This window comes from Streptomyces sp. BK79 (assembly GCF_044142145.1).
Classification (GTDB): Bacteria; Actinomycetota; Actinomycetes; order Streptomycetales; family Streptomycetaceae; genus Streptomyces.
This window is the reverse complement of record NZ_JBHVOC010000018.1, coordinates 80,350-96,654: the sequence shown is the minus strand read 5'-3', so window position 1 is coordinate 96,654 and position 16,305 is coordinate 80,350. Positions and strand designations below refer to the sequence as shown.

General features: G+C 75.8%; 9 protein-coding genes. 7 read left to right on the top strand and 2 right to left on the bottom strand.

What is annotated here, in order from left to right:
- Positions 1-33: 33 nt before the first annotated feature.
- Positions 34-1,275, bottom strand: coding sequence for a S8 family serine peptidase (locus ACFIF2_RS23060; RefSeq protein ID WP_395575104.1), 1,242 nt, complete (start codon positions 1,273-1,275; stop codon positions 34-36).
- A 101-nt stretch (positions 1,276-1,376) separates the two neighbouring features.
- On the opposite strand from ACFIF2_RS23060, the gene ACFIF2_RS23055 reads away from it, so the two are divergent.
- The 5 genes from ACFIF2_RS23055 (at position 1,377) to ACFIF2_RS23035 (ending at position 11,556) form a co-directional block, all read left to right on the top strand.
- Complete coding sequence (locus ACFIF2_RS23055; RefSeq protein ID WP_395575103.1) at positions 1,377-4,745, top strand: right-handed parallel beta-helix repeat-containing protein; 3,369 nt, start codon at positions 1,377-1,379, stop codon at positions 4,743-4,745.
- A gap of 281 nt (positions 4,746-5,026) precedes the next feature.
- The gene (locus ACFIF2_RS23050) at positions 5,027-6,055 is read left to right on the top strand and encodes a sugar-binding transcriptional regulator (RefSeq protein ID WP_395575102.1); all 1,029 of its coding nucleotides are present in this window, start codon (positions 5,027-5,029) and stop codon (positions 6,053-6,055) included.
- Between the two features lie 391 nt (positions 6,056-6,446).
- On the top strand, positions 6,447-7,325 hold the full coding sequence (locus ACFIF2_RS23045) for a type VII secretion system-associated protein (protein WP_395575101.1): 879 nt from the start codon (positions 6,447-6,449) through the stop codon (positions 7,323-7,325).
- On the top strand, positions 7,322-10,261 hold the full coding sequence (locus ACFIF2_RS23040; protein ID WP_395575100.1) for a hypothetical protein: 2,940 nt from the start codon (positions 7,322-7,324) through the stop codon (positions 10,259-10,261). The genes ACFIF2_RS23045 and ACFIF2_RS23040 overlap by 4 nt, the downstream gene beginning before the upstream one ends.
- 83 nt (positions 10,262-10,344) lie before the next feature.
- Complete coding sequence (locus ACFIF2_RS23035) at positions 10,345-11,556, top strand: RICIN domain-containing protein (RefSeq protein WP_395575099.1); 1,212 nt, start codon at positions 10,345-10,347, stop codon at positions 11,554-11,556.
- Positions 11,557-11,659: 103 nt separating this feature from the next.
- Here the strand turns inward: ACFIF2_RS23035 and ACFIF2_RS23030 are convergent, their stop codons facing one another.
- Positions 11,660-14,170: an FtsX-like permease family protein gene (locus ACFIF2_RS23030; RefSeq protein ID WP_395575098.1), complete on the bottom strand. Its 2,511-nt coding sequence runs from the start codon at positions 14,168-14,170 to the stop codon at positions 11,660-11,662.
- A 135-nt stretch (positions 14,171-14,305) separates the two neighbouring features.
- Between ACFIF2_RS23030 and ACFIF2_RS23025 the strand changes: the two genes are divergently transcribed.
- Positions 14,306-15,607, top strand: a complete 1,302-nt coding sequence (locus tag ACFIF2_RS23025) for a sensor histidine kinase (protein WP_395575097.1) — start codon at positions 14,306-14,308, stop codon at positions 15,605-15,607.
- Positions 15,604-16,293 (top strand): response regulator, encoded by a 690-nt coding sequence (locus ACFIF2_RS23020; protein ID WP_395575096.1) that lies wholly within the window; start codon positions 15,604-15,606, stop codon positions 16,291-16,293. Before ACFIF2_RS23025 ends, ACFIF2_RS23020 begins: the two co-directional genes overlap by 4 nt.
- Positions 16,294-16,305: the final 12 nt, after the last annotated feature.

Sequence of the window (16,305 nt, the reverse complement as noted above, 5' to 3'; positions counted from 1 at the left end):
GTGCCGCACGGTGGCCGGTGGACGGGGCCGGCCTCACGAGGGGGGTGTGGCGCGGCCGGTCCGGCGGCCCGGCGGCAGCCAGCCCCTGGCCCGGCCGCGAGGTATCACCACCGCCGCCCAGGCCAGCAGCAGGACGAGTCCGGTCACGGCGCCGGCGGCGGCGAGGGCACGGTGACGGGGCGTCGGATCGGCGGCGGCGGGCAGCCGCGCGGGCGGCGCCCCGCCGGACTGGGCCCCGCGGTCGTCCGCGTCCCGCACGAGGGTCAGCGCCGCGGTGGGATCGAGCCGCGGCGGGTCCGCCGGGTAGGCGGTCTCCAGGAGCCGACGGCGGACGGCCGCACCGCTCAGCGCGGGCTGGCGGGCCCGGACCAGCGCGGCAGCGCCGGCCACCTCGGCCGCGGCCAGCGAGGCGCCGGACCCGATGTAATGGCCCGAGCCGCGCGGGCCGACGCTGACCATGCCGCTGCCCGGTGCCGCCAGGTCCGGTTCCCAGGCGGGCGGAGCGCTCTCCTGCCGGGTGCCGCCGGCGCCGAAGTCGACCACGGCCAGGGCACCGGGCGCGGCGGCCGGCCAGTAGGGGCCGGCGGGTTGCGCCCCCTGCGGGCCCAGTTCCTGGTCGGGCACGGCGTCGGGGGCCGCGGGTGCGACCACCAGCGCATTGCGGCCGTAGGCGTGGGCGACGGCGTCGGTCAGCTCCTTCCGTCCGGTGCGCAGGGTGTGGCCCACGTAGATGACCTGCGCCCCGCGGTCGGCGGCCGTGCGGATCGCGTCCGCGACGAGCGTGGCGTCGGGCACCCCGCGGTCGTCGGTGCCGCGCAGGGCGAGCACGTCCGCTGCCGGTGCGACGCCGACGACGCCGCTGCCCTTGCGCTCGGCGGCGGCGATGAGACCGGCCGCGAAGGTGCCGTGCCCGACGCAGTCGTCGCCCGCTCCGGCGATGGCCGTCACCCTGCCCGCCAGGGCGGGGGCGTCCGGGGAGACACCGGTGTCGACCACCGCCACCGTCACCCCGGCGCCCCGGGTGACGCGCTGGGCGGCGGACAGCCCGAGGGTCGTCTGCGACCAGACGGCACCGGTCGCGGTGGTCCGCGACGCGCCGGTGCAGGGCCGTCCGTCACCCAGGCGGACCGGCAGCGGCGGCAGGAGGGTGGTGCCCGGGTCCTGGCTTCGGACCCCGGCACCCGGTGCCGCGGCGGCGGGCACCGCGGTGACCGTGAGCAGCACGGCGGCGGCCACCGCACAGGACGTATGACGATATGCCAGGAAAAGTGCCATGCGCCGCATCATACGCGTGGCGCGCACCCCGTCGACCGTCAACTCGGTTGTCCGGCAATCGAGTTGCGTTTTCCACACCAGCACCAGGAGGTCTGAGGCACGTGTCACGGCAACTACTCATGGTCGGCGCGCACCGGCCGGACGGACTCCGGACGATCGGTGAGGCCCTGGCGCAGGCCCGCACCGGCGCGGTCATCCGGGTCCACCCCGGCCGGTACGCGGAGAACCTCGTCATCAGGAACCGGGTGACGATCGTCGCCGAGGGCGATCCGGGCGCGGTCGAGATCTGCCCCGGCTCGGGCACCGCCGTCACGCTCCTGGCGGATGCCGTGATGCTCAGCGGTGTGACCCTGCGCGGCCGCGACAAGGAACTCGCGGTCGTCGACATCCCGACCGGGCAGGTGGCCCTGGACTCCTGCACCGTGGTGGGCGCGGGGTGGACGGCGCTCCTGGCCCGCTCGAAGGGTTCCCTCGCCGCGCGCGGCAGTCGGGTGTCCAACCCCGGGGGCGCCGGGTTCGTGGACACCTCCGAGGCGGAGAGCGTCGTGGAGGACTGCGGGTTCGAGAACTTCGGCACCTCGGCGGTGGTGATCGGCGAGACCGGCCGGCCGTTGATCCGCGGCTGCCGCGTCCGCGGTGCGCGGGCCAACGGCGTCCTGGCCACCGGGGAGGCCACCGGCACCGTCGAGAACTGCGACATCTCCGGTACCGACAAGCCCGGTATCGCCCTGGAGGGGCACAGCTCCACCCGGGTGGTCCGGACCACCGTGCATCACACGTCGGTCGGGCTGCTGGTGACCAGCGTGGCCCGCCCCGAGATCCAGGACTGCGTCTTCGAGTCGCTCGCGGAGAACGCCGTCGTCGTCACCGGCGGCGCCGACCCGGCGCTGCGCCACTGTGTCACCCGGCGCACGAAGCTGAGCGGTCTGCTGGTCATGGACCGTTCCCGGGGCACCTACGAGAGCTGCGAGTTCCTGCGTGCCGAGGCCTCCGCCGTCCGCGTCCTGGAGGGCAGTTCGCCCCTGCTGCGGGACACAGTGGTACGGGACTGCTCCGACCCGGCCGCCGCCGTGCTGGTGGCGGACGACTCCACCGCCGAGTTCGACCGCCTGAGCGTGTCGGGGGCGGCCGCGACGGGTGTACTCGTCCGTGCCCTCGCCGACCCCCTGCTGCGCCACGCCCGGATCACCGGCTGCGGCGGGCACGGCGTGGAGGTCACCGGCGACGGCCGGGGCCGGCTGGAGCACTGCGAGATCGAGGCGGCGGCCGGGGCCGGCCTGAGGATCGACGACTACGCGGCTCCGGAGATCCACGACACGGTGGTGCGCGGTGCCGGACAGACCGGCGTACTGGTCGGCGAGCACGGTCAGGCCGTCCTGCGGGACTGCGCCGTCGAGGGAAGCGCCGACGCGGGCGTGAGCGTCGGACGCGATGCCGAGGTGACCCTGGAACGGGTCCGGGTGAGCGGGGCGAGGGCGCACGGCGTCCAGGTGCTCGCCGGGGGCCGGGGGGCGCTCACCGCCTGCGAGGTGACGGGGAGCACCGGGGACGGGGTGCGGGTGGACAGCGCCGAGACCGTCTCCGTGCTGCGCTGCGTGGTGCGTGACAACCGCGGTGCGGGCCTGCGGCAGGCGGTGGCGGGTGCCGGGCTCACCGTCGAAGCCCTCACCAGCTCCGACAACGGCGACCCGGACGCCTGGGGCGAGGACGCCGGTGCGTCGGCCGCCCCCGGTGGGGCGGGCGGGTCCGGGGAGCCGGGCTCCGACGAGGGTCCCCTGGCGGCGCTGCGGTCGCTGATCGGGCTGGAGAACGTCAAGCACCAGGTGGAGACGCTGGTCAACCTCAACCAGCTCGCCGAGCGCCGCCGCGGGCTCGGGATGCCCGTCGCCTCGATGAGCCGGCACCTGATCTTCGCCGGACCGCCGGGCACCGGCAAGACGACGGTCGCCCGGCTGTACGGCAGCATCCTGGCCGAACTGGGGGTGCTGCGCTCGGGTCACCTGGTCGAGGTGTCCCGCGCCGATCTGGTCGCGCAGGTCATCGGCGGTACGGCCATCAAGACGACCGAGGCGTTCAACCGGGCCCTGGGCGGTGTGCTGTTCATCGACGAGGCCTACACCCTCACACCCGAGGGCGGAGCCTCCAACGACTTCGGCCGCGAGGCGGTCGACACCCTGCTGAAACTGATGGAGGACCACCGCGACGACGTGGTCGTGGTCGCGGCCGGCTACTCCGGGGAGATGGAGCAGTTCCTGTCCGCCAACCCGGGTCTGGCCTCGCGCTTCACCCGCACCATCGGCTTCACCAACTACACGGTGGACGAACTCGTCACCATCACCGAGCACATGTGCGCGCGGCACCGCTACGAACTCGGGCCCCTGACCCGGGAGGCGCTGGTGCTGCGTTTCGAGGGCATGACCCGCGACGCGGCCTTCGGCAACGGCCGGGCGGCCCGCGCGGTCTTCGAGGAGATGGTCGACCGGCAGGCCTTCCGCCTCGCGGCCGCCACGGACCCCGGCGAGCGGGACCTGGTCCTGCTGCTGCCCGCGGACGTCGGGGACATGGAGGCGGCCGCCGTCGGCGGCGACGGCGCACCGGCCGCGGACGACGACGGTGACCCGATGGCCGAGCTGACCGCCATGGTGGGTCTGGAGTCCGTCAAGCACGAGGTGACCGACCTGGTCAGCCTGCTGTCCAACGCACGCCAGCGGATCGCGGCCGGCCTGCCGAGCCCTCGTATCAGTCACCATCTGGTCTTCACCGGGCCGCCCGGCACCGGCAAGACGACCGTGGCCCGGCTGTACGCCAGGCTCCTGCATTCACTGGGTGTGCTGCCCGGCTCCCGCCTGGTGGAGGTGGCCCGGGCCGATCTGGTGGGCCAGTACATCGGGCACACCGCGCAGCGCACCAAGGAGGTGTTCAACAGCGCGCTGGGCGGTGTGCTGTTCATCGACGAGGCGTACACCCTGACGCCCGAGGGCCAATCCGCCAACGACTTCGGCCGCGAGGCCGTCGACACCCTGCTGAAGCTGATGGAGGACCACCGCGACGAGGTCGTCGTCATCGTGGCGGGCTACACCGAGGAGATGGAGCGGTTCCTCGCCTCCAACCCCGGGCTCTCCTCCCGGTTCTCCAAGTTCGTCACCTTCGAGGACTACACCACGGAGCAGCTCGTCACGATCGTCTCGCGGCACGCCGCGGCGTCCGGGTACACCTGCGGCACCGACACCCTTGCCGCGCTGCGCGCCCACGTGGACGCGCTGCCCAGGGACCGCTCCTTCGGCAACGCCCGGCTGGCGCGGCAACTGCTGGAGACGATGATGACCCGGCAGGCCCGGCGGCTCGCCGCGGTCGGCTCACCGAGCGTCGAGCAGCTCACCGCGCTGCTGCCCGAGGACCTGCCCGCGACAGACGGTGGCCGGGTGCGCCCCCGGCCCGCGCCGGCGGCGGAAATACCGGTCGCGCGGTGAACCAGGGCGCCGTGCGGTCCGTTCCCCGCACGGATCGTTTTCCCCGTGAACCGTGACCTGACCGAGGAAGGAGCGCCGTGTTGCCAGCATCCGAGGCGGCGGTGGCCGTACTGGCCGGTCCCCGTCCCGTGCCCCCCGTTCCGGCGGACCGGGCGAGCCCGGACCCCGGCACCGGTCCGGGGCGGGCCCGGACCCCTCACGCCCCGGTCTCCGCCGGACCGGTGCGCCACGACGGCCCGCCGCGGCAGGACGCGGCCCGGACGGACAGGAGGAGGGACGGCATGACACAGGACCAGGGCACCGGGACGGCGCCGCCCGTGGACGTCCTGCTCGCCGCCACCGTCGCCCGGCGGTTCTACCTGGCCCAGCAGTCGAAGGTCGAGATCGCCAGGGACCTGGGCATCAGCCGGTTCAAGGTGGCCCGGTTGCTCGACGCGGCCGTCGCAAACCGCATCGTCCGCATCGACATCAGCGTCCCGGCGCAGATCGACACGGGCCTCTCCCGGCGGATGCGGGAGCGGTTCGCGCTGCGCCACGCGGTCGTCGTCGACCTGGCGCGCGAGTGCCCACCCGCCGAAGCGGCGCCCGTCCTGCCGTGGCTCGCGGAGGCGGGCGCCCGGCTGGTGACCGAACTCGCCCGGGAGGGCGATGTGATCGGCCTGGTGTGCGACCCGGTGACCGACGCGCTCACCACGGCCGTCGACCGGCTGCCCCCGTGCGAGGTGGTCCAACTGTCGGGCACCGTGGGGCCCGACCCGTTCGGCGAGGAGGCCGTGGCACCGGTGCGCCGGCTGGCCGCGGCAGCGGACGGCAGGGCCTTCACCCTCCATACGCCCTTGGTACTGCCCAACCCGCTGACGGCGTCCATCCTGGCCCGCCAGCCATCGATCGCCGACACCCTCCGGCAGTTCGGCCGGGTGACCCGGGCCGTCGTCCCGGTCGGCGGGTGGGAGGCGGGCGGCTCCGCCCTGTACGACGCGTCGACACCGGACGAACGCACGGAGTACCACGCCTGCGGGGCCCGCGCGGAAGTCTGCGGCCTGGTGCTCGACGAGGACGGCCGTACGGTGCCCACGGACATGGACAACCGCATGATCTGCGTCGACGCCGGCACCTTGCGCGCCGTCCCGGAAGTGATCGGCGTCGCCGGCGGCGCGGGCGCGCACACGGCGCTGCGGGCGGCCCTGCGGTCCGGCTGTCTGAGCGGCATCGTCACCGACGCGGAGACGGCCGTACGGGTCCTGCGTTCCCCGGGGACCCGGCCGGACGGCACCGCACCGCGGCCGGGATCCCGGCCGCCCGCTCGATGACGCCCCGTCACAACGGCGTCGGCGGCCCGCCCTCGACAGTCGGTCCGTGGCGCGGATGTCACCGCCCCCGGTCACGCACGGAGCCGGTGTGACCGCTAAGGTGGGACGGCAGGATCACGCGGTCCCGGGCCCGGGCGGAACGACGCCAGGCCCGGCGGCGATCCGTCCCGGACGGCACTCCGGGGGCGGAGCGGCACCGGACCCGCGTTCCCGCTCTTCCCTGTGGACACCGGCCCGGCACCGCCCGGACGGCCCATGGTTCCTCCCTCCCCACGGCCGTCGTGGCACCCGCACGGCCCCCTCCCTCCGCCGTCGTGACGCGTGCGGGGGCGGCCCGCCGTCGGCTCTGGTGACGGCCCGGCAGCGCGCACCCATCCGATCGAGGACAGTGATGACCGAACAGACTTCTGCCGAGACGACAGCCGAAGAGGCACCCGTGCCCACGGCCCCGGCCTCCGGCCTCGCGCCCGGCGACGACCTCGCCCAGGCCGGCGGCGCCGGCGGTGAACCGGTGGCCGACCCGCCCGGTGAGGACGGCCCGCCCGTCCCGGACGAGATCCGTGAGGCGGGCCGGCTCGCCCCGGACCACTGGCTGGGCATGGTGGACCCGACCTGGACCGGTGACGGCGAGCCCCCCGAGTGGGCCACGGTCGGCCGGTGGCGGTCGGGGCTCGACGGTGAGATCGAGGAGTGGCAGGACAACCCCGAGTACCGTCCCTCGCCGCGTGCCCTGGGCTGGCCCGAACCGGAGGACGAGGTCGATGCCGCGGTGCAGCTGGCGGCGACCGGCTACGGCCCCGGCGAGGCCGTCGCGCAGGCTCTCACCGGCCGCGAGGTCGCCGTCCTGACCGGTCCGGCGGGCACCCCGGTGACCGCCGCCACTCCCGAGGGCGAGCCCGTCGTCCCCCTGTTCACCTCTCCGGTGTTCCTGCACACCGCCGGTCGCTTCGCCTTCGAACTGGTCCGCGTCGACGACCTGCTGCCGCAGCTCCCCGAGGGACACGCGCTGTACCTCAACCCGTCCGGGCCGGTCAGCATGACCCTGGACCCGCAGGCCCTGCGCGAAGCCGCCGGCGCGGCGGGCACTGGGGAGGCGGCGGCGCCCGCCGGGGCCGACGGCGTGCCGACGACGCACCGGATCGCCACCGCCGGTTCGGACGCTCCCGGTTCGGACGCTCCCGCGACGGACCCACCCGGCGTGCCGGAAGCGGCGGAGCAGGAAGCCCGGGACACCGGTTCCACGGCGGCACCCGGCGGGTCGCAGGGGTGAAGCGCTGGTCATCCGCCCGCACGCACCGGCGCAGGGGTGCCGGTCCCGGCGCGGACGGGGCCGGACCGCCGCCGTCGGCCGTCCCGCTCGTCGAGGACGTGGACGGGCTGCTGCTGCTGCGCTCCTCCGAGGACGACTCACTCAGCCTCGCGGACCTGGCCGAGGTGGCTCGTGCGGTGGGGGTGGAACCGGAGACCGTCACCGTGCTGGTCGGCACGCCCGACGACGGCCCGGCCGGGCACGGCGTCTGGACCCGCCTCGGCACGCTCCTGGACTCGCTGCGGAACAAGGGCACGCGGCAGGTGCGGCTGGTCATGCCCGGAGCCGGGGACGACCGGGGAGAGCGCACCAGCGTGGCCCGCCGGATCGCCGACGCCTGGCACCTGGACGTCATCGCGCCCGACGGTCCAGTCCTGATCACTCCGGGTGGCACGCTGTTCGTGGACGGCGAGAGCCCGGCCGCCGGTGCCTGGTGGCACTTCCCGCCCGGCGACCGGCCCCGCAAGCTCGGTCCGCGGGCTCCCGCACCCGACTGGCAGGCCGCGCTGGGCCGGCTTCCGGCGCGGACGGACGGCGGGTGCCTGGTGGAACAGATACCCACCGGTGTGCTGATCCGTCCCGCGCAGTCCCCGCGGCCGGACCCGCGCCACCTCTGCTTCGCGATCCCCATGGACGCCGTACGGCCCACGGTGGTGGTCGGTCTCCCTCAGGCCGAGGACGTCTCGGCCGACGAGGTGGCCGCCGCCCTCGGCGCGTTGCCGGCCGCGCAGCGTGGCGCCGCGCGGCTGGCCCCCGGCGGTCGGCGGGACCTGCTGCGGCTGGCCCAGTCGGTGGCCGACATGCTCGCCGCCGAGGTGGAAGTACTCACCGGCGTACCGCTGTTGCCCGAGCACCCGGACGGGCGGACGGGCGTGAGGCCGACCGTGGTGGGCTCGGACGGGAAGCCGGGATGGCGGCCGTTCGTGGGTGCCGTCGCCTGCCGCCCGGCCGGCCCGGACGGGCAGCCGCCCCCGCTGCGGGTGGTGGAGGGACATCCGCTGCCCCTGGGCCGGCCGGGCAAGGGGACCGTGCCCCTGACGGAGCGGTGGAACGCCACTGCGACCCGGGCGGGACTGGTCGTGTGGGACAGCGGGGGGCCACCCCCGCCCCTGGCCGAACTGGCCGTGGACTCGGACACGTGCACGGTCGAACTGGGGCTTCCGGGACAGCCGGTGGACGACTCGATCCTCCCGGCGCTGACCCGGCTGCTCATCGCGTTCGGGCCGCGGGCCGCCGCGCGGGTCACGCTCCTGGTGCGGGGCAGGCTCCTCGGCGACGAGAGCGGCCTGCGCCGCCTCGCGGCCCAGCACGCCATTCCCGGCATCCGTTACATCACCTCCCTCGGCACCCGCGGCACGGTACGGCGGGACGGCGCGACCCCACGGACCGCGCCGGTGCGACACGGCACGGGCGGCCTGCGGACCGGTTCGGCGCCCGCCGCCCCGCCGCCGTCCGCGAAGCGGGAGACACGCTCCGAAGACTCCGCCGGCGACGGCGGTCACGTGCCCGCGGGAACCGCGGATCGCGGCGGGCCGGAGCGGGCCGGAGCACCGCCGCGTACGAGCGGTACCGCTCCGTCGCAGGAGGCGGTACTCGACGTGCTCTCGGGGACCGGCCCCCGGCCCGGAACCGGCGAAGGTGACGACCCGCAGCCCCGCGTGCCCCCTTCCGCCGCCTCCCCGACGGCCTCGAACCCGGCACCCGCGTCCCGGCCACGGACCACCGCGGCCGCCGACGCGGCGGCCCACCGGACCGCCGGACCGCCGGAGACAGGTTCTGGGCCGCCGGAGTTGGAGGAGATGCCCGCGCACCATGAGCCGGCCGGGCGGACGGCCGGGCCGGCCACGCCGACCCCTCGTCCCGACGGCGACGAGGAGGCCGACCCCACCGGCCGAGAGCGGTCGCCGGCCGGACCGCCCGCGGACCCGGCGGAACCGTCCCGGCACACGGACGCCGAGGAGTCGCCCGCCGGAGCCTCCCCGTCCGGCCCGGGAGCCGCCGGCCCGGCGACCGTTCCGTCCGGTCCCGCCACCACCCCGCGCCCCGCCGGCCCGGAGGTGTCCGGCGAGACGTCCCCGGCCGCCCCGAGCGAGCAGCCGGCACCCCGGCCGGCGCGGGCCCCGGCAGGCGCGGCGCCTGCCCTGCTGCCGGGCCATGTGAGCAGCGACGGCGAACGGACGGCCCTGCGCGACCTGGTCGCCGACTGGGAGCGGCACGCCGCCGCCGTGGCCCGCGTGCTCACCCGGATGCCGGCCCTGCGCGGCCAGCAGATGGAAGCGGCGCGGACCGACCTGGTGGCCGCACACGTGTACCTGACGGCGACGGAGGGCCCGCTCAGCCACCGCGAACTGGTCCGGGACCTGCGCGCCGGCGAGGGCCGGCTGACCGCCTACGCCGCCTGTCTGGCGTCGGCGCTGCGCAGGCTTCCGTCCTATCGCGGGGTGGCCCTGCGCGGCGCGGCGGCCGAGGGGGGCTGGGAGCCGCCCGAGGTGGGCCGGCTGCTCCAGGACCCGGGCCCGGTCAGCGCACTGGCCGCCACCGGCCCGCTGCCCGGCGGGACTGCCGTGGCCTACGCCGTCTGGTCCGTCACCGGACGGAAAGTGCGGCAGCTCCTGGACCACGCGGACGGTGCCCGGGAGTGCCCGGACGAGATCGTCTTCGCGCCCGGCAGCGGGTTCCGCGTGCTGGGCACGCGGGACGTGGCCGGGTCGACCACCGTCCTGCTGCGCGAACTCCCGCCCACCACGACGGTGTACGTGGACGAGGTGGCGGAGCTGAGCCAGCTCGACCGCAAGGCATTGTCCCGGCTCGAGGAGGCGCTGACGGGACCGCTCCCCGTGGAGCGGGACCAGACCTGGCCGGAGCGCTGTACCGGCCATGTGGGAGCGGAGGCGTGACCCGCCGTCTGTCCCCCGGCCCGCCGGTCCCCGCTGCGGGGCCGACGGGTGACCGAACGACCGACCTAGCCACAGGAGAACAAGTGTCACGACGTCAGACACGGTCCCCCGAGCCGTCGTCACCGCACGCGGCGGCCGGCCGCGGGGTCCCCGAGGCGGACGTCCGCCGGGCCGTCGCCATGCCCGCCGTCCCGGCGGATCCCGGCACCGCCCTGGCCCCGTCCGGTGGCGCGGCGGCCGCCTCGGCGGAGTCCGGACGGCCCGACGAACGGCAGCCGGAAGCCGCCGCGCCGGTCCCCCCGGCCACCCCGTCGCCCGCCCGCGCGAGCGGGATGGCCTCGTTGCTGGGCCGCCGGGCCGGCCGGTCGGAGAGTGCCCCGGCCGCCGAGGGCGGCACGCGGGCCCGCGCGGCGGACACGGCGGAGACCGAGGCCATGGCGGTGACAGTCCCCACCGCCACCACCGCGGCCGCGGGGAGCGGGCGGGATGATGACGACGACGGTTCCCGCGGGGGCAACCCCAAGAAGCCGTTGCTGGCCGCGGCCGGCCTGGCCGGTGTGGTCCTGATCGGGATGCCGCTGCTGATCCTGGCCACGGACGACGACGAGAAGAAGGACCGGACGGTGTCGATGGGGCAGACCGCGCCCCGGCCCGACGAGGGCGTCGTGGAGGTCCCGCAGGGCGACTACGCGCCGCAGGAACCGTCCGACGAACCCTCGGCCGAGCCCTCGGCCGTGGGCAAGAAGTCCGCGGCACCGGATGCGGCACGGAAGAAGGACGACGCCGGGGTCGGGGACGCCAAGGCGCCCGTGAGGGCGTCTCCTTCCGCCGGGGCGACGACCGACACGCGCAGGCCCTCCTCGAGAGAGGTGACGGTGCTGAAGCGTGAGACGAGCGCCCCGGCTGCCAAGGACCCCTCGGTGCGCACTTTCAAGCTGGTGAGTTCCGACACAGGCAAGTGCCTGACGGGCAGCGCAACGGCCGCGGCCCAGTTGGTGGTCCGGGCCTGCGACGGTTCCACGGCCCAGCAGTGGAAGTTCGCCAACGACGGGACGATCCGTACGAAGGGCATGTGTCTGGACCTCTACGACGGCACCAAGTCCACCGAGGCGAAGGTCGAAGTGTGGCCGTGCAACGGTGAGGCCTGGCAGCAGTTCCAGCTCAACGCCGCGGGTGAACTGGTCTCCAAGTACTCCGGGCACTGCCTGGACGTATGGCACGGGAAGTCCGACGGCACCAAGGTCACGACCTGGCTCTGCAACGGCCAGCCCAACCAGCGCTGGAGCCGCGCCTGACGCGCGGCCCCGGCCCGGACGGCCGGCGGCCCGCCGCGGGACGACACCGCGGCGGGCCGCCGGTTTGTGCTCCCCGGCCGCCGCGCACCGGCGGCGGCGCCGCTCATCCGACCTCGCCGCCCACCGCACGCGTCACCGGGACGCGCGCCGCGCGGACACCGGGGCCGAGCGCGGCGAGCACACCGACGACGCCCGCGCCCGTGAAGACCGCGAGCAGGAACACCCACGGCACACCGACCACGGCACCGGCGCCGGCGGCCGCCGCCATGCCCGCCGCGGTACCGGCGAGGACGCCCAGTCCCGCGCCCAACACCGACACCACCACCGCCTCCACCCGCAGCATCGACCGCACGTCGGCCCGAAGCAGGCCGACCGCCCGCAGCAGGCCGATCTCCCGTCCGCGTTCGAAGGCCGCCATGCTCATGGTGTTGGCCACGCCCAGCGCCGCCACGGCCACGGTGACGCTGAGCAGGGCGTACAGCACGGACAACAGTGAGCCGAAGCCCTGCCGGGCCGCCCGTGCCGCGTCCGCCCGGTCCTCGACGAGCAGCATCGGATTGCGCAGCGCCCGGTGGATCTCCGCCTTGGCGGCGCCCGTCCGTCCCGGCTCCGCCCGCACCAGCACCGCGTTCACCTCGGCCGCCGGCAGCCCGCCTCCGGTCACCGCCCGTTCCGGCAGCAACGCGGGGCCGAGGACCTCGGGACCGTCGTACACCGCGACGATCTCCCGGTCCAGCGGCGGGCCGTCGGGCGTGCCCGGGTCGGACAGCCGCCGGCCGGTGACCCGGTCGCCCACCCGCCAGCCGCGCTCCTCGGCCAGGTCCGTCGTCACCGCGATGCCGCGGGACAGGCGCGAGAGGTCACCGGAGCGCACGCGGAGGCCGACCAGGCGGCCCTCGTTCACCGCGTGCGGATCGACGGCGGCCGTCCACAGGTGGGAGCCGTCGGGCAGGCCGAAGCCCGCCTCGCGCACCGAGCCGGCCGCCGCCACGTGGGGCAGCCGCGCCACCCGGGCAGCCGTTCCGTCGCCGATCTCCGCGAAATCGACGGCGGTGATGCGCAGGTCACCGGGTACCGCCGTCCTGGCCTGCTGTTCCGCCGTGGCACCGAGCGAGGACACCGCGACGGTGACCGCGCCGACGAGCGCCACGCACACGGTGAGGGCACCGGAGGTCGCCGCCGTACGCCGCGGATCACGACGGGCGTTGGCCAGGGCCAAGGTGCCGCGCACACCGGTCAGTCGGCGCACCGGGATCCGCAGCGCGCGGGTGACGCCCCGTGCGAACAGCGGGGTGAGCAGGACCAGCCCGGCCAGCAGCACGGAGGTGGCCAGGCAGAGTACACCGAGGTCCTCACCTACCGTGACCAGCGCCGACGCGCCCAGCACCGTACAGACGCCACCGGCCCAGGAGCGGCGACGCGAGACGTCCGCCGCGACCGGCAGGCCGCTGCGCAGCGCCGCCACGGGGGCGGTGGCGGCGGCCCGCCGTGCGGGCAGCCAGGCGGAGACGGCGGTGCACCCCACGCCGAGACAGAGGGCGGTCACCAGGGGAAGCGGGGCCAGGATGTCGGGCCGGACCGCACTCGCGGGACCGGCCGCCGGACCGAACAGGGCGCCCAGCAGCATGGCCACGCCGACGCCCAGCACATGACCGACGACGGCCGCGACGGCGCCGACCACGGCCGCCTCCGCGAGCACCTGCGCCAGTACCCGGCCCCGGCCCGCGCCCACCGCGCGCAACAGGGCGTGTTCGCGGGCCCGCAGCGCGCTGAGCATGGAGAAGGTGTTGCCCACCAGGAAGACGGAGACGAACAGGACGACCCCCGCGAACAGCAGCAGGATCGTGCCGAGCTTCTTCCGGTCGGGGGCCTGTGCCGCCTCGGCGTCGAGTTCCGCGCGGGTGGCCACGTCCAGGCCGCGCGGCACGACGGCGGCCACGCGCTCCGCCAGCGCCGCCTCGGACGTGCCCCCGGCGGCCGTCAGGGTCACCGACTCGTACCGGCCGGGACCGGGTGCGAACAGGGCGCGTGCGGTGGCCGCGTCGAAGGCGGTGACCGTGCCGCCGGCCGCGGTGGCGGGGTCGTGCACGGCGAACACACCGGTCAGCCGGGCCGTGCGGACCTCACCGGCGACGACCACCCGCACCCGGTCGCCGACCCGGTACCCGGCCCGGTCCGCCGCCCACCGGTCCACGGCGACCTCGTCGGGGCCGTGCGGGCCGCGGCCGCCGGTCATCGGGTAGCGGGGATCGGCACCCCGCGCGCCGGGGAGGTGGTCCACGCCGACGTCCGCGGACGGCTCCCCGACCAGGGTGCCGTCCGGTGCCACCAGGAAGGCCCGGCCGCGCAGGGTGCCGCGGGCCGCCGCCACCCCGGGCAACCGCGCGAGCCGGCGCCGCAGGGCCTCGTCGGTCGCCGCCCGCTCCCCGGTGGCACGCACCTCCACCGACACATCGGGGCGGGAGGCCCGCTGGAGGCACTCCGCGTCCCGGGCCAGCGAGCCGGTGTAGAGCAGCGAACCGCTGACGCAGGCCACGCCGATCAGTACGACGAGGGCCGGCAGGGCGAAGCGGTGCCGGTCGCGGAGCACGGAACGCAGGACGATACGGAACATGGGGCCTTCCGGAGCCGTGGAGGGGTACGTCGGCGCCGTGGTCCGGCGGCCGGTCCGATCCTGCGTCGGACGGGTGGGCGCGCGGATCGGCCGCACGACCGAACCCCGGCCGCGGCCCCCGTAGGCTCCGTCCACATGAACCAGTTCTTCGACCTCCCCCCGGCGAGGGGCCGGCGAATCGCGGCGCTCTGCACGGCGCTGGCGCTGCTGGTCGTGGTGGCGGCCGAGGGTGCGCAGACCGGGTCCGTGCCGCTGGCGGCGGCATGGACGGTGTCCGGCGGTCTCGTCCTGGCGGCCGTCGTCGCGCGCCCGGACCGCTTCGCCGCGGTGGCCACCTCGGGGGTCACCGTCTCCTGCCTGGTGACCCTGGTGAACAGTCAGGTGGACGCGCGCGCCGAGACCACCTTCGGCCTCGTCGAGTCGGCGGCCCTGCTGCTGGTCGTGGCCCGCGCCGTACGACTGCTGCGGGCGCGGGGCGCCGTGCCACTGGCAGCGGGCGCGTTCACCGCGCTCAGCGCGCAGTTCCTGCGCTGTCCCCCGTCCGAGTACCCGGACCTGGTGTCGTTCGTGGTGCCCGTCCTCTGGTTCGGCGCCGTCCTCGGCACCGTGCTGGGTCTCTACCTGCGGCTCCTCGACCGCTACCGGAGCCGGGAGCGGACGGCCGAACTCCAGGAACAGCGGCTTGAGTACGCCCGTGACCTGCACGACTTCGTCGGCCACCACATCACCGCGATCATCGCCCAGACCAAGGCGGTGCGGTACACGACGGCGGCGGGCCGGCCGCCGTCGCCCGACGAGTTGGACGGCATGCTGGCCGCCATCGAGGACGCCGGGTCCCAGGCCATGCGGTCGATGAGGTCCATGGTCACCGTGCTGCGCGCCCCGAGCGACCAGGGCGCTGCACCGGACCCGGACGGCACACTCGACGAACTGCGCGTCCTGACCGGCCGGTTCTCCGAGACCGGTCCGCCCGCCGCCCTCGTGCTGGAACCGCGTCTCGCCGGGGGCGCCCTGCCGTCCGGCACCACCGCCACGGTGTACCGGATCGTGCGTGAGGCGCTGACCAATGTGCGCAAGCACGCGGGCCGGGCCACGGCGGTCACCGTCGACGTACGGCTGGAGGAGAGCGGTACCGAACGGCCCACCGTCGTCGTGGCGGTGACCGACGACGGGCCGGACACCGACCGGAACGTCCCGCCGACGGGTGGGTCACGGGCCGGCTTCGGCCTGACGGGTCTGGCGGAGCACGCCGCCCTGGTCGGCGGCACGGTCACCGCGGGGCCGCGGGCGGGCGTCGGCTGGATCGTCGAGGCACGCATCCCCCTCCCCGGGCCACTGGCGGACACCGGCCCGGCGGGCGGTGACCAGGTCGCCGTCGTGTCCGGCCCGGAGGCCGGGGCCGGGACGCGATGCCCGGCTGTCACCCTGGACACATGACGACCACCATCCTGATCGCGGACGACCAGCCGATGATCCGCTCCGCGTACGGCATGATCCTCGGCGCTCAGCCCGACATGGAGGTCGTCGCCTCCGTGGCCGACGGTGCGACCGCGGTGCGCGAAGCCCGGAGGCTCCGCCCGGACGTGTGTCTGCTGGACATCCGGATGCCGGGCCTGGACGGCCTGGAGGCGACCCGGCTGCTGGCCGGCCCGCAGGCGTCCGATCCGCTGCGCGTCCTCATCGCCACCACTTTCGACCTGGACGAGTACGTGTACCGGGCGCTGCGTCACGGCGCCTGCGGGTTCCTGCTGAAGGACGGGTCGCCCGCGCTGCTCGTGGAAGCGGTGCGCGCGGTGGCCGCCGACACCGCGTTGATCTCGCCGGCCGTCACGGTCCGTCTGCTGAGACACATGACCGAAGCCGGCGCCGGCACCGGCGACGGGCGGTGCGGTGCGGCGGGCACCGGTCCGCAGCCGCCGGGGCACCCGCTCACCGCGCGTGAGCTGGACGTCGTACGCCTCGTCGCCCGTGGCCGCACCAACGAGGAGGTGGCGGCCGAACTGCACGTCTCCCTGTCCACCGTCAAGACCCACCTCGGCAGCGTCCAGCGCAAGCTCGCCGCCCGGAATCGGGTGGAGATCGCCGCCTGGGCGTGGGAGAACGGCGTGTGCGCGGGCCGGTAGCGGAGCGACGGA

Coding starts and splice junctions, on each gene's coding strand:
- ACFIF2_RS23060 (WP_395575104.1), bottom strand. CDS start 1,275: ATGGCACTTTTCCTGGCATATCGTCATACGTCCTGTGCGGTGGCCGCC.
- ACFIF2_RS23050 (WP_395575102.1), top strand. CDS start 5,027: ATGACACAGGACCAGGGCACCGGGACGGCGCCGCCCGTGGACGTCCTG.
- ACFIF2_RS23045 (WP_395575101.1), top strand. CDS start 6,447: ATGACCGAACAGACTTCTGCCGAGACGACAGCCGAAGAGGCACCCGTG.
- ACFIF2_RS23030 (WP_395575098.1), bottom strand. CDS start 14,170: ATGTTCCGTATCGTCCTGCGTTCCGTGCTCCGCGACCGGCACCGCTTC.
- ACFIF2_RS23025 (WP_395575097.1), top strand. CDS start 14,306: ATGAACCAGTTCTTCGACCTCCCCCCGGCGAGGGGCCGGCGAATCGCG.
- ACFIF2_RS23020 (WP_395575096.1), top strand. CDS start 15,604: ATGACGACCACCATCCTGATCGCGGACGACCAGCCGATGATCCGCTCC.